Annotated in this window: 23 protein-coding genes; 8 read left to right on the top strand and 15 right to left on the bottom strand. The window is 69.4% G+C overall.

Annotated elements, in window-relative coordinates; translation table 11 throughout:
* Window positions 1-6: 6 nt before the first annotated feature.
* Entirely contained in the window at window positions 7-1,569 is a 1,563-nt protein-coding gene (locus ACFTXQ_RS23995; RefSeq protein ID WP_382643985.1) for a multicopper oxidase family protein, read from the bottom strand.
* Between the two features lie 135 nt (window positions 1,570-1,704).
* Window positions 1,705-2,118 carry a DUF1348 family protein gene (locus ACFTXQ_RS23990; RefSeq protein ID WP_382643983.1) on the bottom strand — a complete coding sequence of 138 codons (414 nt, stop codon included), beginning with the start codon at window positions 2,116-2,118 and terminating at the stop codon, window positions 1,705-1,707.
* 118 nt (window positions 2,119-2,236) lie between these two features.
* Here ACFTXQ_RS23990 and ACFTXQ_RS23985 point away from each other — a divergent pair, with 118 nt between their 5' ends.
* Window positions 2,237-2,785, top strand: a complete 549-nt coding sequence (locus tag ACFTXQ_RS23985; RefSeq protein WP_382643981.1) for a TetR/AcrR family transcriptional regulator — start codon at window positions 2,237-2,239, stop codon at window positions 2,783-2,785.
* Here ACFTXQ_RS23985 and ACFTXQ_RS23980 read toward each other — a convergent pair.
* Genes ACFTXQ_RS23980 through ACFTXQ_RS23965 form a run of 4 tightly spaced genes read right to left on the bottom strand, consistent with a single transcriptional unit; the run spans window position 2,772 to window position 8,393 of the window.
* A complete protein-coding gene (locus tag ACFTXQ_RS23980) occupies window positions 2,772-3,179 on the bottom strand; it encodes a hypothetical protein (RefSeq protein ID WP_382643979.1) in 408 nt (135 codons plus the stop codon). The genes ACFTXQ_RS23985 and ACFTXQ_RS23980 overlap by 14 nt on opposite strands.
* A complete protein-coding gene (locus ACFTXQ_RS23975) occupies window positions 3,176-3,748 on the bottom strand; it encodes a hypothetical protein (RefSeq protein WP_382643977.1) in 573 nt (190 codons plus the stop codon). Before ACFTXQ_RS23975 ends, ACFTXQ_RS23980 begins: the two co-directional genes overlap by 4 nt.
* A gap of 2 nt (window positions 3,749-3,750) precedes the next feature.
* The gene (locus ACFTXQ_RS23970) at window positions 3,751-8,028 is read right to left on the bottom strand and encodes a DUF6531 domain-containing protein (protein WP_382643975.1); all 4,278 of its coding nucleotides are present in this window, start codon (window positions 8,026-8,028) and stop codon (window positions 3,751-3,753) included.
* On the bottom strand, window positions 8,025-8,393 hold the full coding sequence (locus ACFTXQ_RS23965; protein ID WP_382643973.1) for a hypothetical protein: 369 nt from the start codon (window positions 8,391-8,393) through the stop codon (window positions 8,025-8,027). The genes ACFTXQ_RS23970 and ACFTXQ_RS23965 overlap by 4 nt, the downstream gene beginning before the upstream one ends.
* Before the next feature lie 215 nt (window positions 8,394-8,608).
* Between ACFTXQ_RS23965 and ACFTXQ_RS23960 the strand changes: the two genes are divergently transcribed.
* Complete coding sequence (locus ACFTXQ_RS23960) at window positions 8,609-9,247, top strand: hypothetical protein (protein WP_382643971.1); 639 nt, start codon at window positions 8,609-8,611, stop codon at window positions 9,245-9,247.
* 94 nt (window positions 9,248-9,341) lie between these two features.
* Window positions 9,342-9,815, top strand: coding sequence for a carboxymuconolactone decarboxylase family protein (locus ACFTXQ_RS23955; protein WP_382643969.1), 474 nt, complete (start codon window positions 9,342-9,344; stop codon window positions 9,813-9,815).
* A gap of 36 nt (window positions 9,816-9,851) precedes the next feature.
* On the opposite strand, the gene ACFTXQ_RS23950 is transcribed toward ACFTXQ_RS23955, so the two are convergent.
* On the bottom strand, window positions 9,852-10,787 hold the full coding sequence (locus ACFTXQ_RS23950) for a GNAT family N-acetyltransferase (protein ID WP_382643967.1): 936 nt from the start codon (window positions 10,785-10,787) through the stop codon (window positions 9,852-9,854).
* A gap of 42 nt (window positions 10,788-10,829) precedes the next feature.
* Window positions 10,830-11,216: an ATP-binding protein gene (locus ACFTXQ_RS23945; RefSeq protein ID WP_382643965.1), complete on the bottom strand. Its 387-nt coding sequence runs from the start codon at window positions 11,214-11,216 to the stop codon at window positions 10,830-10,832.
* Window positions 11,217-11,548: 332 nt separating this feature from the next.
* Here ACFTXQ_RS23945 and ACFTXQ_RS23940 point away from each other — a divergent pair, with 332 nt between their 5' ends.
* From ACFTXQ_RS23940 to ACFTXQ_RS23920, 5 genes are all read left to right on the top strand, one after another.
* Window positions 11,549-12,400, top strand: coding sequence for a helix-turn-helix domain-containing protein (locus ACFTXQ_RS23940; RefSeq protein ID WP_382643963.1), 852 nt, complete (start codon window positions 11,549-11,551; stop codon window positions 12,398-12,400).
* A 10-nt stretch (window positions 12,401-12,410) separates the two neighbouring features.
* Complete coding sequence (locus ACFTXQ_RS23935; protein WP_382643961.1) at window positions 12,411-12,608, top strand: hypothetical protein; 198 nt, start codon at window positions 12,411-12,413, stop codon at window positions 12,606-12,608.
* A gap of 355 nt (window positions 12,609-12,963) precedes the next feature.
* Entirely contained in the window at window positions 12,964-13,119 is a 156-nt protein-coding gene (locus tag ACFTXQ_RS23930) for a hypothetical protein (protein ID WP_382643959.1), read from the top strand.
* Window positions 13,116-14,492, top strand: a complete 1,377-nt coding sequence (locus tag ACFTXQ_RS23925) for a hypothetical protein (protein WP_382643957.1) — start codon at window positions 13,116-13,118, stop codon at window positions 14,490-14,492. Before ACFTXQ_RS23930 ends, ACFTXQ_RS23925 begins: the two co-directional genes overlap by 4 nt.
* Complete coding sequence (locus tag ACFTXQ_RS23920; RefSeq protein ID WP_382643955.1) at window positions 14,489-15,103, top strand: hypothetical protein; 615 nt, start codon at window positions 14,489-14,491, stop codon at window positions 15,101-15,103. The genes ACFTXQ_RS23925 and ACFTXQ_RS23920 overlap by 4 nt, the downstream gene beginning before the upstream one ends.
* Here ACFTXQ_RS23920 and ACFTXQ_RS23915 read toward each other — a convergent pair.
* The 7 genes from ACFTXQ_RS23915 to ACFTXQ_RS23885 all read right to left on the bottom strand — a co-directional run bounded on the left by ACFTXQ_RS23915 (window position 15,100) and on the right by ACFTXQ_RS23885 (window position 20,410).
* The gene (locus ACFTXQ_RS23915) at window positions 15,100-15,543 is read right to left on the bottom strand and encodes an OmpA family protein (protein WP_382643953.1); all 444 of its coding nucleotides are present in this window, start codon (window positions 15,541-15,543) and stop codon (window positions 15,100-15,102) included. The two genes, ACFTXQ_RS23920 and ACFTXQ_RS23915, sit on opposite strands and share 4 nt — an antisense overlap.
* A gap of 198 nt (window positions 15,544-15,741) precedes the next feature.
* Window positions 15,742-16,326, bottom strand: a complete 585-nt coding sequence (locus tag ACFTXQ_RS23910; protein ID WP_382643951.1) for a hypothetical protein — start codon at window positions 16,324-16,326, stop codon at window positions 15,742-15,744.
* A 31-nt stretch (window positions 16,327-16,357) separates the two neighbouring features.
* Window positions 16,358-17,005: a pilus assembly protein TadG-related protein gene (locus tag ACFTXQ_RS23905; RefSeq protein ID WP_382643949.1), complete on the bottom strand. Its 648-nt coding sequence runs from the start codon at window positions 17,003-17,005 to the stop codon at window positions 16,358-16,360.
* Complete coding sequence (locus ACFTXQ_RS23900; RefSeq protein WP_382643947.1) at window positions 17,005-17,214, bottom strand: hypothetical protein; 210 nt, start codon at window positions 17,212-17,214, stop codon at window positions 17,005-17,007. The genes ACFTXQ_RS23905 and ACFTXQ_RS23900 overlap by 1 nt, the downstream gene beginning before the upstream one ends.
* Window positions 17,215-17,324: 110 nt before the next feature.
* Entirely contained in the window at window positions 17,325-18,014 is a 690-nt protein-coding gene (locus ACFTXQ_RS23895) for a response regulator (protein WP_382643945.1), read from the bottom strand.
* Window positions 18,014-19,279 (bottom strand): sensor histidine kinase, encoded by a 1,266-nt coding sequence (locus ACFTXQ_RS23890; RefSeq protein WP_382643943.1) that lies wholly within the window; start codon window positions 19,277-19,279, stop codon window positions 18,014-18,016. Before ACFTXQ_RS23890 ends, ACFTXQ_RS23895 begins: the two co-directional genes overlap by 1 nt.
* 240 nt (window positions 19,280-19,519) lie before the next feature.
* Complete coding sequence (locus tag ACFTXQ_RS23885; protein ID WP_382644066.1) at window positions 19,520-20,410, bottom strand: DUF5936 domain-containing protein; 891 nt, start codon at window positions 20,408-20,410, stop codon at window positions 19,520-19,522.
* Between the last annotated feature and the right edge of the window lie 8 nt (window positions 20,411-20,418).

Genomic DNA, 20,418 nt, shown 5'->3' with positions numbered 1-20,418 from the left:
GGGGGACTAGTGCCGGTGTGAGCCGGACGTGTGCAGGGGCTTCGGGGCGCCCGCCGCCTGGCCCGGGTCGACCACCACGAACTGGCCCATCATGCCCTTGTCTTCGTGGTACAGCAGGTGGCAGTGGTACATGTACGGCGTGTCCGGGTCCGCGGGACCGTCGAAGCGCAGTGCGATGCGGACCGTCGAACCGGACGGGATGAAGACCGTGTCCTTCGGCCCGCGCAAGTTCGGTGGCGGGGCTGCGCCATTGATGTCGAGGATGCGGAACTGCACGTCGTGGACGTGGAAGTTGTGCGGCATCCCGTCGTCGTTGCGCAGCGTCCAGGTCTCGGACGTGCCGCGGGTGACCGTCTCGTCCACCCGGGACATGTCCATCTTCCGGCCGTTGATGCCGGACATCCTGAGCTCGAAGAAGCGGCTGCGGGCCGAGTCCTCACCGGTGGGGAGCGCCGATGCCACCAGCACCCCCGGCAACTCCGCCGACGGCCTCAGGGTGGGCGCCGCGCGCAGCTGCATCACGTCGAAGGAGTCGTCGCCGCCTCCGAAGCGCTGGTTCCAGAAGTCCAGGCCGGCGTCCAGGGGGTAGGAGCGCAGGACCGTCCGCTCACCCGGCTGCATCCGTACGACGATCTCCGCGCGCTCCCCCGGCGACAGGCGCAGGCGGCCGGTCGTGTACGGGGCTTCGAGGAGGCCGCCGTCCGAGGCGATCTGCCGGAACGTGCGGCCGTCGTCGAAGCCGAAGGTGTAGACGCGGGCGGTGGAGGCGTTCAGCAGGCGCAGCCGAGCCAACTCGTCCTGGACGGTGACGTACGGGTCCAGGGTGCCGTTGACCATCGTCCGGTCGCCGAGGAAGCCGACGTTGCGCATCAGCTTGTGGCCGTGGTCGAACTTCGCGCCGTCGAAGGCCACGTCCTGGACGATGACCGGGATGTCGTCGACCCCGTACGTCTTGGGCAGGGGCAGGGCCGCCGACTCCGCGTCGTCCAGGAGGAACAGTCCCGCGAGGCCGCGCTGGACGTGCGTCTCGGTCGCACCGTGCGGGTGCGGGTGGTACCAGAGGGTCGAGGCCGGCTGCTGGACCGTCCACTCGGGGGCCCAGCTGCCGCCCGCCGGCACCATCTGGTGCGGGCCGCCGTCCATCGCGGCGGGCAGGTGCATGCCGTGCCAGTGGACGGTGGATTCCTCCGGGAGGGCGTTGGCCACCTTCACCCGGACCTTCTCGCCCTTCGCCGCGCGGAGGGTGGGCCCGAGGTAGCTGCCGTTGAAACCCCAGGTCGGGGTCCTGGTCCCGGGGGTGAACTCGGTCTCCCCCGCCTGCATCCGCAGATCGAAGACGCGGGTCCCGTCCGGCTCCACGGTGGACGCGGCGAGGGGCGGCACCGCGAGGGCGTTGCGGAAGTCCACCGCGCCGACGGTCGACACCTCGGCTCCGGTGTAGAGCCAGGTGAAGAGCCCGCCGACGACGAGGGCGAAGCCCGCGACCAGCGAACCGAGGATCAGCAACGCCCGCTTCCAGCGCGGCATCCGGCGCTTGCCGCCGGTCCCATTGTTCCCGCTTTTCGACATGCCCATGACGCTACGAACGGCGCTCGCGCCCCACATCGGGGAACGACCCGGGGCCACCCCCGACGCCACCCCGGAGACGGTTCAGGGGGGCGGGCGGTCAGTGGCCGGGGTGGCCACGGGCCGGGTGGGGCGGCGCTAGCCCCGCAGGCGCCGCTCCGATTCCTCGATCGGGACGTCGTTGATGCTGGCCTCGCGGCGCCGCATCAGGCCGTCGTCGGCGAACTCCCACTGCTCGTTGCCCTGGCTGCGCCACCACTGGCCCTCGGCGTCGTGCCACTCGTACTCGAACCGGACGGAGATGCGGTTGCCGGTGTACGCCCACAGCTCCTTGCGGAGCCGGTAGTCCAGCTCGCGCTCCCACTTCTCGGCGAGGAAGGCGCGGATCTCGGCGCGGCCGGTGAGGAAGCGGTCGCGGTTCCGCCAGGCCGAGTCCTCGGTGTACGCGAGGGAGACCCGCTCCGGGTCGCGGCTGTTCCAGGCGTCCTCGGCGGCCTGCACCTTGGCGCGGGCGGATTCCTCGGTGAAGGGCGGCAGGGGCGGACGGGTCATGGCGACTGTTCCTTCCGATGCGGGTCGAGGGTCGAGGGGTCGAGCATGAGAACGATCGTTCTCCACGCTACGAGAACGAGCGTTCTCCGTGCAAGCGAAAACCGGTTACCCTGCCGACATGGACGACGAAGAGGCACGGACCCGACTGCTCGACGCCGCGGAGGAGCTGTTCTACCGCCACGGCATCCAGGCCGTCGGCATGGACCGCATCCGTGCGGCCTCGGGCGTACCGCTGAAGAGGCTCTACAAGCTCTTCCCGGCGAAGGAATCGCTGCTCGTCGCATACCTTGAGCGGCGCGACCGCCGCTGGCTGGGCAGCTTGCGCGAGGCGGTGGCGGGTGCCGCCGATCCCATCGGAGCCGTCTTCGAGTGGCTGGCCCGGTGGTTCTCCGAGCCGGACTTCCGGGGCTGCGCGTTCCTGAACACGTACGGGGAGCTGGGCGCGGGCCCGGCGGGCGTGCTGGACGTCGTACGCCGCCACAAGTCGGAGCTGCGGTCCCTGCTGGCAGGCCTGGCGGACACCCCGACCCAGGCGGACCAGCTACTGATCCTGGTCGAGGGCGCCACGGCGGTGGCCGCCCTGAACCCCGGCCCGGAGCCGGCCCTCCTGGCCGGGAAGGCGGCGGAACGGCTCCTGTCGACCACGGACCACGTCAGGATTGGGTGAAGCTCACGACCGGGCCGTCCTCCGTGACGGCCACCTGCACGTCGAAGTTCCTCTGCGGGAATGACTGCCCGAGGGACAGGCGCCACGCCGTCGCGATCTCCTGGGCCAATGCCAGGGCATTGGATCGAGATTCACCGTCGTCGTCGACATCGATGCACATCCACAGCCTGAATTGATTCAGGGTCGCCTCGATGGAGGCGACGTCACCGTTCAATTCATCACGCCACAGGCGAAAATTCCCGGGATCGTATGAACGGTCCCACAGGACGCATCCCTCCACCTCGACGAATCGCGGAAGAAACACCCGCGACAGCGCAATCCATTCGGACAATCCGAGGGATTGAGAAAGGAAGTCCAAGTAATCCGCACCACCACCTGCGGATTCGTTCCTCACCGCGCGAGCGACGACGTGGAGCTCGCCGGGATTCGGTATGCCGCAGCGGTGGGCTCATCGAAAATGACCACCATGGCATCCGGCATGTATGTGAATCCGGATCCATTTGATTCGCCGAGAGCAATAACCAGGCTGGACGAGTTCGAGAAATCGAGGCGGAACGCCCAAGGCATCTCGGGGCAGCCCTCGTTGGGGACATGCCATGCCGGGGCGGCGTTCACGATCGAAGCACCCAGGAAAGCGGCCCACTCGGTGTGATCGCTCACGTCGACCGCCTCGGCGATCGAACCGACAGCCGAGTCGCCCGCCTCCCTCAGCTCCATGGCCAGGCCTTCGTTCAGCCCATCCATTGCCCAGGACAGCGCCAGCGTTATGCCGCTGGCCATGACGAGCTCAACGGACATGTCGACTTCATGGGCCACGTCCGCCCGATGCCCTTCGGGCCAGGTCCCTCCCTGGGGAACGCCATAGCGCACCGCCGCAAGGCTCTCCGACGAGACTTCGGCCAGCAGGGAGGAAACCATCGCTTCGTGTTCCGACCGGTCGAGCCAGGGCTGGATCAACATCATCCTCAATACCGTCCAAAATATTGAAAGTCGCCGTTCGAGTCGAATGTCGCCCCGAAACCGCGCCCACCGGCAGGATCCGGCATAACGTATCGCGTGCCCCCGGCAAAGTTCCCTGAATTAACCGGAACTTGCGTTGTGTTTGGGTTCGTCAGAATATCATCGAGGAGATCTTGTCCGGTCGAGTCGAGCTGCTTGCCGGGCACGACGTCGAGGTCCCCACGGTTCATGTGCTTCTGGTACTCGCGCCCCGCGCGGGTCAGCTTCCCCTTGTCCGGGCGCTGGCCACTCTTCGAAAGGGCGTCCAGGCATGTCGCCAGCCCCAGCGGGTCGGCCTCGGCGAACGGGTTCGCAACGTACGCATGGTGGTTGGTCGCCGGCGCCAGCCCCAGCGGGTCAGGGCTGATGTACCGGGCCGTTTCCGGGTCGTAGTAGCGGAAGTGGTTGTAGTTCAGGCCCGTTTCCGCGTCGGCGTATTGGCCGGGAAAGCGGAGTGGGCAGTCCACGGACGTGGCATCGGTCGCGGTGGGGTGGCTCGTGCCCCACAGGGTGGTGCGGCGATGCCAGGCCAGTTCTCCGTCGGGCGCGACCAGTTCGGTCGGTGTGCCGAGGGTGTCCGTGATGACGGCGTGGAAGCGGGTGCTGTAGTCGGTGGAGGTGTCCTTGGCCAGGTTGGCCAGGAGTGATGCGCCTTGCTGCCTGACCAGCGGCCTGTGGTCGGTCTGGGTCAGCGGGCGATGGGTGCCGGGGGCGTAGTCCCAGGTGGTGACCTGGCCGTCGGACGCCTGGCGTTCGGCCAGTCGGGTGTCGTCCCAGGTGAAGTCCGTGCTGTCGGCCACCGAACCGTCCTCTGTCAGACGGTGCTTGGATATTCGGCGGCCCAGTGGGTCGTACGCGTACTGCCAGCGTTCGCCGGCCGGTGTCACCGCTTCCGTCAGGCGGTCTTCCGCGTTCCAAGCGTACGACCAGACCAGCTGCTTGCCGTTGAGGAGCTTGCGGGTCTTGCGGATCAGGCGGCCCTGGGCGTCGTGTTCGTACACAGTGCGGCCGGCGCTGCGGATCAGGGTGCCGGTGAACTCGCGGTCGCCGGGTGCTTCGTGTGCCGGAGCGCCGGCGTGGGTGAGGTTGCCCGCCGTGTCGTAGGCGTAGCTCTCGGTCCAGCCGTGGGCTCGGACGCCCGTCACCCGGCCGACCGGGTCGAGGTCGAACCGCCGGGTACCTGAGGTCAGTTCACGGATCTCGGTGAGGTAGCCGTCCTCGCGATAGGCGTAGGTGCGGTGTTGGAGCAGGCGGTCCGAGTCACTCGAACCGCCCGTAAGGGTCTGGTCGGTGAGGCGGTGGTTGGCGTCCCAGGACTGGGTGAGCCTGACGTCGTCGCCGAGTCGGCGCTCGATCTCGCGGCCCGAGGCGTCGTACGCGAAGGTCAGTGAGCCCGCGTCGGTTCCCAGTTCGGCGGGGCGACCCGTCGCGTCGTACGTCCACGAGGAGCTCAGCCCGGACGGCGTGGTGCGCCGGATGACTCGTCCGAGCGGGTCGTAGGCGTAGGCGGTCGTGCGTCCGTTGACGGTTTCCGTGAGCGTACGGCCCAGCGCGTCCCGCTCGATGGCGACCTCCGCGGCCGCATTGGCCGTGTGGATCAGATCGCCCGATGCGCCGTAGGTGTATGTGGTGTCGCCCGCGTCGCCCGCGTCGGTGCGCTGCTCGATGACGCGGCCGAGCGCGTCCCTGGTGAACCGCAGGGTTTCGCCCGCGCCGTTCGTGCGGGACGTGAGGCCGCCCGACGCGTCGTGCGTGTACGCCAGCGTCCGGCCGTTGAAGTCAGTCTCCGCGGCCAGCCGGCCTGCCTCGTCGTAGGTGTAGGACCAGGCCAGTCCCTGCGGGTTGGTGACTTCGGTCAGCCGGAGTTCGGTGTCGTAGGCGAAGGCGTACGTCGTGCCGTCCGGGTCCGTACGGCTGGCGGGGACGTCGAAGTGCGTGGCGGTGTGACGGGTGACGTTGCCCGCGCGGTCGGTGTGCGTGAGCGGGTTGCCCTCACCGTCCCAGGTCCAGGACTCCCGGCTGCCGTCCGCGTACGCGCGCCACGTCGGCTTGCCCTCGGTCGTCCAGCCCATGCTGATGGTGTGGCCCATCGGGTCGGTCACTGCGACGACACGGCCGAAGGCGTCGCGGCGCGCCACCGTGGTGTGCCCGAGTTCGTCCGTGACGGCGACGGGCAGACCGGCCGCGTCCGACGTGATCCCGCGGGTGTGGCCCAGGGCATCGGTGACGGTGACCAGATGGCCCGAGTCGTCGTACGCGTACCGCGTTTCGGCGCCGAGCGGATCGGTCGTCGTGAGCAGGTTGCCGCGCTCGTCGTACGTGTGGCGCCAGACGGCACCGCCGGGCTCGACGACCTCGGTCGGCCGCCCGAGCGTGTTGTACGCGGCCCGGGCGAGGGACTCGTCCGGCAGGGTGAGCGTGGTGAGGTGGCCCGCCTCGTCGTAGGTGTAGCGCGTCGTGCGGCCCAGCGGGTCGGTGACCAAGACCGGCTGGTCGCCCCTCGCCGTCCACTGCGTACGGGTGGTGTGGCCCAGCGGGTCGGTCTCCTCGACCACCATGCCCTCGCTGCTGTACCGGTGCGTGGAGCGGCGTCCGAGGGAGTCCGTGTACGTGGTGGTGCGGGCCTGCTCGTCGTAGGAGAGGGACCCGGAGAGGACGCCGTCGCTGCCTTCGGTGCGCGTGACGCGGCCGCGGGCGTCGTACACGTACGCGAACGACGTGCCGTTGCGGTCGGTCCAGGAGGTGACCCGGCCCTCGGCGTCGTACGTGAAGCGCAGGGGGTCGCCGCTGGAGTTGACGACCTCGGTGAGGTTGCCCGCGTCGTCGTAGCCGTACCGCATCACGACCGTACCGGCGCCCGCGTCATCGGGCTGCGACGGCTCGTACCGCGAGGGCGCCTCGTCGAGCAGGCGCAGGGCGGTGATGCGCGGCCCCGCGGTGTCGACGGCCAGGTAGTAGCCGCCCGAGTGGCGCAGCGCGGTGGGTACGCCGTCGGCCGCGCGCTCGATGTCGATACGGGCGCCGTTGCGGTCGTGCCAGCTGTCCAGGGGGAGGTGGAAGACACCGAACGTGCCGGAGGGGAGGGGGGTGCTGAAGGTGCGGACGACCCCGGTGGCGGGGTCGGTGATGGTCATGACCCCGTCGGGCTTGCCGTCCCATTCGAGGGGCCAGCGGGCACCCTTCGCGGGCAGGACCGGCTCGTACGGCTGTGGCACGGGGTATACGAGGCGCATGCCGTCGGAGGCGGCGAACACCACCCCGTCCCCGTCGATCTGGAGGCACTCGTCCAGGGTGGAGACCCAGGTGGGGCCGAAGCACACTCCGCCGCGGTACGAGGACAGGTGGGTGCGCTCGAAGACCAGGGGAAGGCCGGCGGGAAGGGTCAGGTCGGTCTGCGTCATGAGCATGGCGCCGGTCGCCACGTCGATCGGCTCCCCGACGCACGGAGTGCTCTTGCACTGCCGTGCTGCCGGGCCGAGTTCGATCAGGTCGGGCCGGAGCGACGGTGGACGCAGCATCAGGGGCACTTCGGCCTTGGGGAAGAGGCTGCCCTCGATACCGGCCTTGGCCACGCCACCGGCGGCACCGAACGCTCCGCCGAAGATCATGCCGTCCCGCGCCGCGGCATTGACCTCGTCCAGGCTGAAACCTGTCTGCAGGCCGGTGGCGATCTTCAGGGGCTGGGCGACCGCGAGGTCGATGGTCACCGACTCCATGCTGCCGAAGGCCGCCGCGACCAGGGTGCCGGCGGCGATCTCGGCGACAGTGGTGGAGACGGCGACACCCATCAGGGCGCCGTATTCGATGAGGGCTTCGGTGGCCAGGGCCGCGGCACCGGCGGCGGCGCCCGCGGTGACGAAGGCCAATGCGATCCCGCCCACGATGATCGCGGCGTCGATGGCTATCTGCGTCCAGAGCTTGTTGATCGCGTCGTCGACGGCCTCGGCGAACTTGTCCAGCGCCTCCGCCATCTTGCGGGCCGCCTTTGCGAGTTCGCTGAGCCAGCCCGCGTCGTTGCCCTTGGCGTAACGGCCCCAGAAGACGTTGAACGCCTCTATCGCCTCACCGGAGTTGTTGGTGATGAGCGAGGAGGCCGCGTTGTTGACGGGCGTACGGACATCGTCGACGGCGTCCGCGAAGGTCCGCCAGGCGTCGGCGACGTGGCGCAGGGTGCCGGAATTGGCGTCCGGCCACCACAGGCCCAGGGAGAGCAGAAGATCCTTGGCCTCGTCCTCGATGCTCACTTGGCGCCCTCGTCGTTGTCTTCGCCGGACTCCGCCTTGACCTTCGTGAACATCCCGGCGATCAACTCGTCGTTGTCGACGTGCCCGTCCGCCATGTCGGCCATGGCCTCGTGAATGCTGATCAGGCCGAGAACGAGGGTGCCCGCGGCCTTCTCGATGGCTTTCTGCTGGGGGCGGTAGGCGTCACCGAACGCCTTGCCCTGCTCGTCGTCACCCCACGGCGCGCCCAGACCGTCCAGGGTGGTGACGAGCGTGGTGAGCGCCTTGCTCAGGTTCTTGCCCTGCGTGTGGAAGACGGGCGCCGTCGCCTTGATGTCGGCCGTCTTGATGTCGAGAACCTTGCCGCTGTCCGTGCCGTCACCCATGCGTGATGCCTCTCCCCCGAGCCGACTGCGAATCCCCACCCTAGAAGATCGCGCCGACATGCCGACGACTGGCGGCTGGCCGGCTGATCGACTGAGCGGCTGACCGGCCGGGGCGATCGGGTGAAGCGGCCGGGCACCCCGTGATGGCGCCGTCGGCAGTGCGTTGCCGTACTGCCAGGAGTCCCTCACGCACCATCAGCCGGGAGAAGCCGACCATGTTCATGCACACACTGAGGCACCGGATGCGCGCCCTCGGGGCCGTCCTCGGGCTGAGCCTCGCCCTGCCGCTCGCCACCGGCGCCACGCCGGCGTACGCCGTGCCCCAACTGAACGTGACGAAGTCCCATCAAGGGGACTTCGTCCGTGGCGGGCAGGGGATCTACCACATCACGATCAGCAACACCGGCACGGAGAGCAACGTCGTGCACATCACGGACACCCTTCCGCAGGGGCTCACCCTGGACCAGTTCACGCCCCACACCTTCCCGCCCGGCGGCGTCGACGGTGATTGCGCCCCAGCTACGGAGGACGGCTTCGAATGCGGCTTGGCCTTCGGCGCCGGCACGGCCGCGACGTTCGACCTTGTCGTGGACATCGCTGCTGACGCTCCCTGTGGCCCCATCACGAACACCGTCAACACCTCATCCTCGGACACCTCCCCGATCTCGGTGAGCGACACCACGACCATCACCGGCACCGGCTGCGGCAACGGCGACGGAGACGGCGACTCGATCCTGCCCGTCAACCTCGACGGGGTCATCACGCTGTTCAACAACATCAGCACGAACAACAACATCCTCAGCCCCGAGGGCAAGAACACGACCCACCAGAACCTCGGCATCAACGCCCCGTGACACGGGTCACACCGATCCGGTTCGGTGTGCTGTCACATTCGCCCGACCCCACGCGTCAGAGCTCTGTAACCGTCGATACGGCAAGGAGCTCACCATGGAAGCCCGTCTCAACTTCTACGCCAGCCCCACCGCCGGCAAGTTCGCGAAGTACATCAACTCCGCGGGCAAGGCCATCACCGACTCGACCCTCCCGGCCGCCACGCAGGAGCTGGTGAAGATCCGGGCCAGCCAGATCAACGGCTGCGGCTTCTGTACGGACATGCACACCAAGGACGCCACGCACGCCGGGGAGACCGCGATCCGCCTGAACCTGGTCGCGGTGTGGCGCGAGGCCACGGTGTTCACCGACGCCGAGCGCGCGGCCCTGGAGCTGACGGAGCAGGGCACGCGCATAGCCGACGCGGCCGGCGGCGTCACGGACGCGGCCTGGGCGAACGCGGCCAAGCACTTCGACGAGGAGCAGCTGGCGGCCCTGGTGTCCCTCATCGCCCTGATCAACGCCTACAACCGCATGAACGTGATCATCCAGCAGCCGGCCGGCGACTACCAGCCGGGCCAGTTCGGCTGACCCCGCCACCGGCTGCCGTCAGCCGCGCCCCGCGCGTCACAGGGCGCGGCTGAACTCCAGCCGGTCGGCGAAGTTCTCGTAACCGGCCCTCGTGAACGCCTTCGCCATGGCCGTGTTGGCCGCGTCGCAGTCCCCCCGGATCTCGGCCGCACCGGCGGCCGCGAGGATCCGGGTGCCGCGGAGGACGGCGGAGGCGGCGTACCCCTTGCCCCGGTGGGCGGGCGCCACGCCCACGAAGCCGATCACGTGCACGCTCGGGTTCCGCGCCGGGAGGCTGATCACGGCCGGGGCGCCGTCCGCGTCGTAGCCGAGCTCCCACCGTTCCGGCTCGTGCGCGAGCTCGGCCGTCTCCTCGAAGAGCCGCTCGGCCGCCCCGCGCGCACCGTGCGTCCGGACGTCGTGGGCCAGCCGGGCGTCCGAGGTCTCCACGAGGAGCTCCTCCAGGAGGTCGACGAACGGCCCGGGACCGAGCTCGGCGAGCGAGCGGAAGACCAGCCGGGGATCGTCGTCCGGCAGCGCCCCGGCCACCGGCCGCAGCCCGAACCGGCGCCCGTCCCGCACCACCCGGAAGCCGGAGCCCCGCAGCAGCTCTGCCCGCCGCTCCGGCTCCCGCTGGAACTGCGGGGCCTGGGCGGGCGAGTCGATGACGTGCTCCAGCTCGTCCGCACCGAGCTCGCGCGCCTTGGCGGCTGCCGCCTCCAGCAGCGCGGCCCCCACCTGCGGCTCCCCGGCCGGCGCCTCGAAGAGCACGACGGCGTACGGAACCTCGTGCCCCGGCAGGGTCCACAGCACCACGCTGCCCACCGGCCGCCCCTGCGCGCCCTCGGCTACGAGGCACCAGTCGGGCCGGGTGCACTTCGCCTCCAGCAGCCCGTCGAGGTACGCCTCGGTCGCGGCGTTGCGCTCGGCGTCGTTCGGGTAGGTGAGCAGTGCGGGCAGTTCGTGGGGATGCGCGGCACGGATCGAAGTCACGCCCCGAACCTATGCCGCAACCCGGCGGCGGGCCATCCCCTTTTACTCCCGGTGCGGCAGCGTGGCCCAGGTCCGGGTGCCGCCGCCGGGCTCGCGGGAGGGGCCGAGGCCCCAGTTCCCGCCGTGGTCGCGGACCAGTGCCGAGAACACGCGGAGGGTGGAGCGGCGGCGGGCCTCGCAGAGTGCGGCGAGTCGGGGGTGGGTGTGCGTGGGGTGGCCGTCGTAGACGATGACGCGGAGGGCGTCGTCCCGGTAGCGGAGACTCAGGTACAGCTCCCCGTACGGGTCCATCCGCCAGGCGGAACCGAGCAGTTCGGACGCCGCCTGGACTGCCGTCGGCTCCAGCGGGTCGAGGGCGTAGGCGTGCAGGGCGGCCCGGACGGCCTGCCGGGCGATTCCCGCGGAGCGGGGCGAGGCGGGCAACGTCATGCTGCACGAGAGCGCCTCCGGCTCTGGGCCGGGCCCTGGCTCTGGGGCCGCCGGGCATGCGGAGGGGTACGGAGTGGACATGTTCGGCTCCCAAGTCGTCTGCGTTGACGGGTTCTTCGCGGAAGCTCGACGCGCACGGGGGGCTTACGCATGTCGGCGGCGGGTGTGGCTCGTCCCCCAGGCCTAGGCATGCTGGCGGGATGCACTTCAACTCGCCCTACGTAAGCGGTGCGCTACCTAACGTAGCGTTAGAGGTGGGCTATTGGCCACCAGACTGCCAGGATTGGGTGACCCAATGGATCCGATGGCCAGCGACAAGGCAGACTGCACGCATGCCGCCGCGTACCTCGCCGACAGAACGGCAGAAGCGACTGGGCGCCGAGCTGCGCAAGATGAGACTTGCAGCTGACGTATCTGCCGAGTCCGCCGCCGGGTTGCTCGGCCTCGACAGGTCCAAGGTCTCGGCGATCGAGCAGGGAATCCGTGCCATCAGCGAGGAGCGTCTCCGCTCGCTGGCCTGCCACTGCGAGTGTGCGGACGAGGAGTACATCACCGCCCTCGTCGCGATGGCGCAGACCCGCAAACGTGGCTGGTGGGAGCGCTACCGGGGCTCCCTCTCGGCTGCGGTGCTCGACATCGCCGAGATGGAGGCGCACGCGACGCGCATGCGGTGTGCGCACTCGGTCCACATCCCGGGCCTGTTGCAGACCAGCGAGCACGCCTTGGCACTCTTCCGGTTCGTCGTACCCGCGCTCCCGGAAGAACAGGTGGCGTTGCGGCTGGCACACCGCTTGGAGCGCCAACAGGTGCTGGAGGGCGATTCAGCACCCGAATACGTCGCGGTCGTGCACGAAGCGGCGCTGCGCATGCAGTTCGGTGGGCGCAAGGTGGCGCGGGCACAGCTGGAGTACCTGGGGCACATGAGCGAACGGGACAACGTCGTGCTCCGCGTGCTGACCTTCGAGGCGGGAGGCTTCCCCGGCGCCGGTCAGACCGTCAACTACCTGGAGGGGCCCATCCCCCGGCTCGACACCGTGCAGGTGGACAGCACGCACGGCCCCGACTTCCTGCATACCGAGGCCCAACTGTCGAAGTACCGCGCCCAGCTGGACTGGATGGAACAGCTAAGCCTGTCACCCGCCGCATCGCGGGACTTCATCCACGCCCTGGCTCGCCAACTCTGAGAGGACCCCGATGGCCGACATCAAGTGGGAAGACGCCTTCTGCGGCGAGGGCGCGAGCTGCTACCGGATAGGGGTGGACGGGGACGGCAACAGCTACATCGCGGTAGCCGGCCAGGAGGACCGCCCCCTGACCGACAGCAGAGCGGCCCTCCAGACCCTGATCCGCGACATCAAAGCCGGCAAGGCCGACCACCTCCTGGCCGACTGATACCGCGCGGTAAGGACCGAGAAGGCGCCATCCGCCGACCGGAGTTGGCCGAATGCCTCAGATACCGCGATCACTTCCCTGGCGAGGGTGAATGCTTCCATATGCACACCCGCGGGGGGCGACTCAGTGACAATCGACAAGGAATGGGCGGATGCCAAGGCGGCGACGAACGGCTCGTCACCTGACTTGGTGGTCACCCAGGACGACTTAGGCGCCGTGGGCACGAGGCCTTCATCCTCCACGGACTGACATCGCCGGGTCGGGCGCGACGGCCCGGGCCGCGACCGAATTCTCGTCCCGAAACCTGACCATGGGTTCGGAGCTGTCAGCGACTCTCTCCGCCTGGGACCACCAGGTGAAGACGGTCCTGCAGATGTACGCACACATCTCCAACCACCTCGACTACTCCAAGACGCCCCACGCGAACAACGACGAGGCGATCGCCGCGAGCCTGCGCCATCGCAACGGCTCCGCAATGTCGGTCGCCGAGATACAGGGGTACGTGAAGTGACGTTCACCTGGACCGACCTCATCACGCTCGACCTCGGCAAGCTGAACGAGGCCGTGACGGAGTGGAAGACGGCATCCGAGGAACTCGCGAAGCTGCACGGCACCGTACGGGACGGCCTGGTGAAGACGTCGGAGGCGGCCCGCTGGGAGGGGGTCAACGCCACCGTCACCCGGGAGTTCGTCCGCAGTGCCGCGAAGGAGGTGGACGACCTCCAGCGTGAAGCTCTGAGTATCCACGCGGTCCTCGCCGACGCGCATGAGGAGCTGACGCGAATCCAGAAACAGGCGAAGACCCTGGCCGACGAGGCGAGGCAGGGTGACGCGACCCACGACCCCGAGCCGGATCCGGGGCTGCTGGTGTACGACGGCGGCGGTGGCAAGGTCCGAGTGGAATCATCCTGGTACGCCGACACGCTCACCGGCCTGGTCAGCCACGCGGTCGAGGTGGACGCGGCCGTCACCCGGGCCCTGCGCGCCTCCCACGGCGCCGACCCGCACAACGCCGGCCACGCCGAATACACCTCGCTCGACCAGGACCAGCTGCCGCGGGCCATGAAGCTGGCCGCACTGGGTGGGGACGTCAAGCCGGCCCAGCGGGCCGAGCTGGCAAGGCTGTGGCAGTCGCTCAGCCCTGACGCCCGCGCGCAGCTTTGGACCGCACAGAGGGAAGACCTGCTCACCGCCGGACTCCTCAACCCGTCGGTCAAGCAAGTGGCGGCCGACCGGGGATCCGGCAAGCACGGGGCAGAGGACATCGAATGGAACGACTGGGTCACCAGGACGAAGATGCAGACACTCGTTGTCTTCGCCGACGGCCAGGGCCTGAACGACGCCTCGCGCCACATGAAGCACTACCTGGACAACACTGGCACCGCGATGGAGCTCCCGGCCGACAAGATGCTGACCGACAACAGGGGATTTCAGTCGCATGTGGACCAACTGTTCCTCCAGGACAACGAGAAAGAGTGGCGGGAGCAGCACTGGCGGAGTACGAGAGGAACGGCGGCCGACCGGTCGCGATTCGCGGTGGGCGGCGCTCAGTCGAACGTGACGGGGGTGGTGACCGTCGTGCCGGGCGCCGACGGCAAACCGGTGGTCGGACTCGACTACCAGGTCAACGTCTGGGACCGGTACAACTGGGACGAAGGCAAGGGAGTCACGATCGGAACGTTCGAGATACCCGACGGCGAGCCGGGCCAGCAGCACAAGGTTGGCTTGGCCCAGGAGTTCAACATGGCGGGAAGCAGTTCGGTCAAGCACTACGAACTGGGCAGCGGAGCCGCACTGCCTGCCCCAGGCGATCCCGGGCGCGCCGGCGAGCGCAGTGATCCCGGTCGCCATGCCCGGGACGGCGGAGGCGACGTCGATCGATGAACGAACCTGCGGCTCAGGCCGCTGCCGGGAGGCGGAAGCCCTGGCAGCGGCGCCTCGCCATCGGCGCCTGGGCCTTCTCGGGCCTGTGCATTCTCGGGTTCCTCGGGTTGGTCCTGTCGGGCATGTACTGGTTGGGTCATCCCACCGAGGATCAGAAGAAGTGCTGCTGGGAAGAGAACGCCACGCCCGAGTTGGTGGCGAAGACGATGGGATTCCAGGTACCGGAAACGGCGACCGACCGGCGGGCAGGGCTGCACACCAACCTGCAGTACGACGCCGCGCTGCTCGCCTTCACAGTGCCGACCGCGGAGGCAGACCGGTTCTTGCAGCCGCTTCTACGGGAGGGCACCCAGATGGCCCGCAACCGGCACCCGGAAGAGCCTGGGTACACCCGTAGAGACGGGTTCAGTCACCTTGGCCTGCCCGAGCCCGAGACCTTCACCGAAGGCATGCGCATCGCCAGTGCCTGCCCTCGCGAGGCCAAGACGCCGGAAAGCGGCGCAGTCCGGATGTGTACGGAGATCCACGCGCATGAATTCCAGCCCGGCACCACCCGGATCTACCTCTGGGCCGGCAGCGAGGCGGCCATCGGGAAGCCTCCGGCCCCCTAGCCACCCGCCCCGCGCGGGAAGGTGATCTCGACGCGGCGGTTCTTCTTCCTGCCTTCCTCGGTGCTGTTGTCGGCGATCGGGTAGTCCTCGCTGTAGCCGCGGACGTCGAAGACGACGCTGGGGTTGGTGACGGTCTTGGCCAACTCCGCCTGCACCGCGTCGGCCCGCTTCTTCGAGAGCTCCTTGCCGTGCTCGTAGCTGCCCTGGTCGTCGGTGAACCCGAAGACTCGGATACGGGTCGCCTTCGACTGGTTGATCTCGTTGGCGATGGCCTGGATCCGGGCTGCCGCCTGAGCGTTGAACACGGCACTGTCCTCGGGGAACAGCACCTCGGACTGGAGCGCCATCATGACGGTCTGGTTGGTCTCCTGGCGGCGCTGCTCGCCGCCGATGTCCTCGACGACCTCGACCAGGTCGAGCACCTTGGGGGGTGCGAGCACGCCACCCTGCGGGAGCTTGAGTCGCGGGGAGTCAGGCTTCATAGGGACGGGCGCCGACGAGGACGGCTCCGTACCGGGAGGAACGGACGGCGTGACGTCGTCAGCTTGGGCGCTGGCTAGGCCCGTGACGTGGACGCCGGCCATGACGAGACCGACGACAGCCGCGGCTGCGGTGGTGCGGTGGCGTGTGGTCATGGCTCACCCGGTGATCTTGATGGGGGCGGCGCCAAAAGTGGGCAGCCCGAAGACAACTTCAGTCGTGGTGGCAGGGGGCGCGGGGAACTGCGCGAAGAAGGGAAGCGAATCACCAGCCTTGATCACCAGGAGACCGGTGGTGCATGCGCACCGCCCCTCCGTGTCGCGTACGACGTAATGGCGCTTCTTAGTCTGGTTGTCGACAAGTGTGGCTCCGGCAACAGACCCAGGGCTAGCATTCTTCTCATCTCCACGCCATGGGGCTGTCGCCCCGAAGGCGGTTGAGCCGGTGTTCTTGATGCGGCCGCTAACGGTGAGATAGCCGTCCTGGTCCCTCTCGGCCAAATTTATCTCTAGAACCATGCCCGATTGCCCTTGCATTGTCGCAATCACCTGAGTCGGCGCTGCGCTGTCAGCCCCCGTTGGCGCTGCCTTATTTGGGTTGCCTGGCTGACTCTGCGAAGTGGACGGCTTCTCTGGCTCCTTCGGCTTCTCATCGCCGCCGCATCCAGCCAACGTGAGGGCCAAGACCGCCGCAAGCGCAACGGCCGCTCCCCCGCGGACCTCCACCTTCTGCCGAATGCTCATGTACGCCGTTTCCTTGTCTCTAAGTTCGCTGTCAGTCGGTCAGCCGCACGGTGAAGAGCTGCCGCGCCAGGCTGGTCAACGAGGGTGGATGTGCAGGGTCCAACGGGTCCACCGCAGCCCCCTTGCATCGGAAGGTGATGCTGGCGGGCGGCGCCGGGGCGCCTCCCCCAGGCGAGGGCGTCGGGGACGGTGTCGGCGTTGGAGTGGGGCTGGGCCCAACCTTCAATGTGCAGCGAGGTTCGATCACGGCCTTCGCCGTGGCGTTGGCCTTCACGCTCTCGGTGCCGGGGATCACCGACTTTCCGACGCCGTCCTGGTTGGCCGTCGTAACGGTGAACGACAGGCCGTCTGCTTGGCAGGTCGTCGCCGTGGCATCGTTCAACGTGGCGAAGTCCTCGGCCTTCCCACAGCCCGTATGCGCCCCGAGGCGATCCCCCCGCAGGATCTCCTCCCAGTCTCCCTCCGTGAGAACCAGGAGGTCCGTACCCAGGAACGCCTTGTCCCTCACCTCACGGGCGGCCGCGAGCGCTGCCGCGTCGGCAGCCCCTTGCGCCTCGCTGCGGTTGGCGCCTGCCATTCCGACGACGACGAAGGCGAACGCGGCAAAGAGCAGGCCTGTCACCACCACGATGTAGATGGGGAAGGCCTGCCCTCGATCGCGCGCCCGCGCTCCGACCATCAGTTGGCCGTGATGTCCGCCAAGGCCTGCCCGATGGCAGCTGCAATGGCTGCCGCGAGCCCCGACCCCACGATCGCCCCGATGATCAGCACGATGATGACGATGATCCCCAGGTACTCGAAGACCGTCTGGCCCTCGTCCCCGCCCCGACGCCCCCGCAGCCGGTTCTGCCGTTCGACGATCGCCTTGAGCAGCTTGGGCTTCTGCATGGTGGTCCCCTCCAGGGCCGGCGCCGTAGTCGATTCGCGGACGGTACGGCCGAACACCAGCAGTTGCAAAGGGTCCCGGGACCCAATTACGGACCCACTGCGCACTCCGTCTACCCATGACCGGTCACCCCTGGACGGGTGGTTCCCAGCCAACGCGCTATCGCCTCGCTCCGCGTCGCGCTCTGGAGCTTGGCGAAGATGCGGTTGATGTGGTTCTTGACGGTCTTCTCACTGATGAAGCAGGTGGCCGCGATCTGCTGGTTGCTCATCCCGGTCGCGATGAGATCCATGACCTCCTCCTCGCGTGAACTCAGCCCGAATTCAAGACGGTTGGGACGGTAGCGCTCTGAAGACTGTGCCACAGTTCGTTGCGGATGCGAAGAGGTTCGGAGTTCCGCGAGTACGGCGGTCGCCGCCGTCGGGCTGAAATGTGCCCGTCCCGCCCGTACATCACGTACGGCCGCGACGAGGTGGTCTGGCGTGAATTCGCCGTGGACGAGGTAGCCGCCCGCGCCCAGCAGCAGGGCCTCGCGGACGATCTCCGTCTCCTGGCTGTACGTCAGCATCAGGACCGGGGCCAGTTGGACCAGGTGCGGCAGGGCCGAGATGCCGTCGACGCCCGGCATGCGGACGTCCAGCAGGATCACGTCGGGGGTGTGCAGGCGGGTCAGGTGGAGGGCCTCGCGGCCGTCCGAGGCGCAGGCCGCCACCTCTATGTCGGGGGTGGTGGTCAGAAGGGCCGAGAGGCCCGCGCGGACGACCGGGTTGTCGTCGGCGATCAGGACGCGCAGGGGCGCCATCACCGGCCTCCTTCCGCGAGTTCCGCGAGGGCGGACAGGGGGAGGGCGAGGTGGACGTGGGTGCCTTGTCCCTCCGGGCGGGGGCCGATGCGGAAGGCGGCGCCGATCGCGGCTGCGCGTTCCCTCATGCCCAGAAGGCCGAAGTGGCCCGCGGCGGGGGGCTCCGCGGGCAGGCCACGGCCGTCGTCTTCGACCGTCAGGTGGAGGTGGGAGTCGTCGGTCCGGGCCTCCACCGTGATCTGGCCGGAGCCCCGCGCATGACGGTGGGCGTTTTCCAGGGCCTCCGAGGCGATCGCCACGAGGTGGCGGGCCAGGGGAGTGGGCAGGAGCGGCAGGTCGTCGGACACCCGCAGCTCGGCGGTGACGGGCGAGGTGGCGATGCGGGCCTGGAGTTCGGCGAGCAGGCAGACGCCGGGCGCGTTCGCGGCCGGGTCTCGGCGGAGGTCCGTCAGGAGCTCGCGGGATTCCGTCGCCGCTCGGCGGGCCGCGTCGGCGATCAGGTCGGCGTGGCGGCGGATCGTCTCCGGGTCGGTGGTGCGGGACAGGGCGTCCGCGGCCAGTGCCAGGCCGTGCAGGGTCTTCGACACCGAGTCGTGCATCTCGCGGGCCAGGTGGTCGCGTTCGGCCCGGGCGGCCTCGGCTGCCGCCAGCCGGGCCCTGGCCGCGCCGAAGCGGAGCAGGAGGTCCCGTAGGCAGGATCCGGCCGCGCCGGCGAGGAGGCAGAGCAGCGCCAGCATCAGGGCCGCGGGGGACGCGGCGCCCAGGGCCGTCACCGCGCAGGCCTGGACGGCCGCGTAGACCGCCGAGCCGCGCCAGCCGTAGACGAGGCCGGCGAGCAGGGGCGTGCAGACGGCGACGAAGCCGAGGGGGGAGGCGGGGGTGGCCGTGGCCAGGAGCAGGCCGGTGGCGGCCGTGTCCACGGCGAGGAGCCAGCGGTGGCGCAGGAGCAGGGGGCCGAAGCGGGGCCAGTCGCGGAACAGGACGTACGAGAGCATGAAGGTGAGGACGACGGCGCACGCGACGAGGTACGTGGGGACGCCGGGGGCGGTGCGGCCGAGGGCCAGGGGGGTGCCGAGGGCGGTCATCACCATGCGGAAGGCGCAGGCTTGGCGGCACAGGGCCTGGAGGGCGTTCGCCTGCAGTCGGAGCGTGGCGGTGTGGGTGCCGTGCGGGGTGCCCCCGGGCTCCGCCGCGACCCGCGCCTCACGCCCCGGCGGGGCCGGGGGGAGAGCGCCCTGCGGGCGGCTCCCGGGCTCCGCCCGCACCCGCGCCTCAAACGCCGGCGGGGCTGAAAGGCGCGGCGCCGCCGCCGGGGTCGGGCCCGGCCCGGACGGCCCCGCGGCGGGGACCGGGGCAGGAGCGCCCTCCGGGCCGCTCCCGGGCTCCGCCCGGACCCGCGCCTCAAACGCCGGCGGGGCTGAAAGGCGCGGCACCGCCGCCGGGTTCACGCCCGCTCCGGCGGCGGGGTCCTGTGTGGCGGTGGTCGGGGGTGTTGGGGGCATGGGTCAGTTGCCCCCGAGGAGGGCGCCGAAGTCGACGTTCGCGCCGTACACGAAGCCGCCGATCAGGAGGATCATCGTTCCCGGGAGCATGAACATCGTCACCGCGAGCGTCGCCCTCGGGACGGCGCGGGCCGCCCGGCGGCGGGCGTTCTGGGCGTCCGTGCGGCGCATGTCCTCCGCGATCGCGATCAGGGTTTCGACGATGGGTGAGCCCAGTTCCTCGCCCTGCTGGAGTGCCGTCACGAACTGCGCGACCTGCTCCGAGTCGTTGCGGCGCCGCAGCTCGTCGAAGGCCTGGCGGCGGCTGACGCCCATCGCCATCTGTTGCAGGGTGATGCGGATTTCGTCCGACCAGGGGCCCTCGTACTTGTCCGCCACCCGCTCCAGCGCCGGACGGAAGCCCAGCCCGGCACTCACCACGACCGCCAGTACGTCCAGGAAGTCCGGCAGGGTCCGCTCGATGTGGTCGCGGCGGATCCGGATGGCGGACCACAGGCCGACCTCGATCCAGAAGAAGCCGAAGGCGACCATCAGGAGGGCCAGGATCACCTGTCCGTTCAGGAGCATGGAGAAGGCGCCCAGGCCGCCCAGGAAGGCGTAGACGGCACGCCGGGCGGCGTAGCGGTCGATCGTGAGGCCCGACGGGTTGCCGGCCGTGTCGATCTGGCGGCGCTTGCGGGCGACTCGGTCGGGGCCCATCAGGCGCAGTATCAGCGGGGCGTAGCGGATGCCCGCGCGGTCGACGAGCGAGCCCACCACGGTCGTACGGGTCGCGCCGACTTCGAGGGCCAGCGCCAGGTCGGTCGGGAGTTTGACCTCGGCGCGGAAGAGGCGGATGCCGTGGAAGGCGCCGAGGACCGCGAGGCCCGCGGCCAGGGCAAGGAGCAGAGCGATCATCTTCC

The organism is Streptomyces sp. NPDC057010 (assembly GCF_042673805.1).
GTDB lineage: Bacteria > Actinomycetota > Actinomycetes > Streptomycetales > Streptomycetaceae > Streptomyces.
The sequence above is the reverse complement of the archived record's forward strand: the minus strand, read 5'-3'. Positions and strand labels throughout refer to the sequence as shown.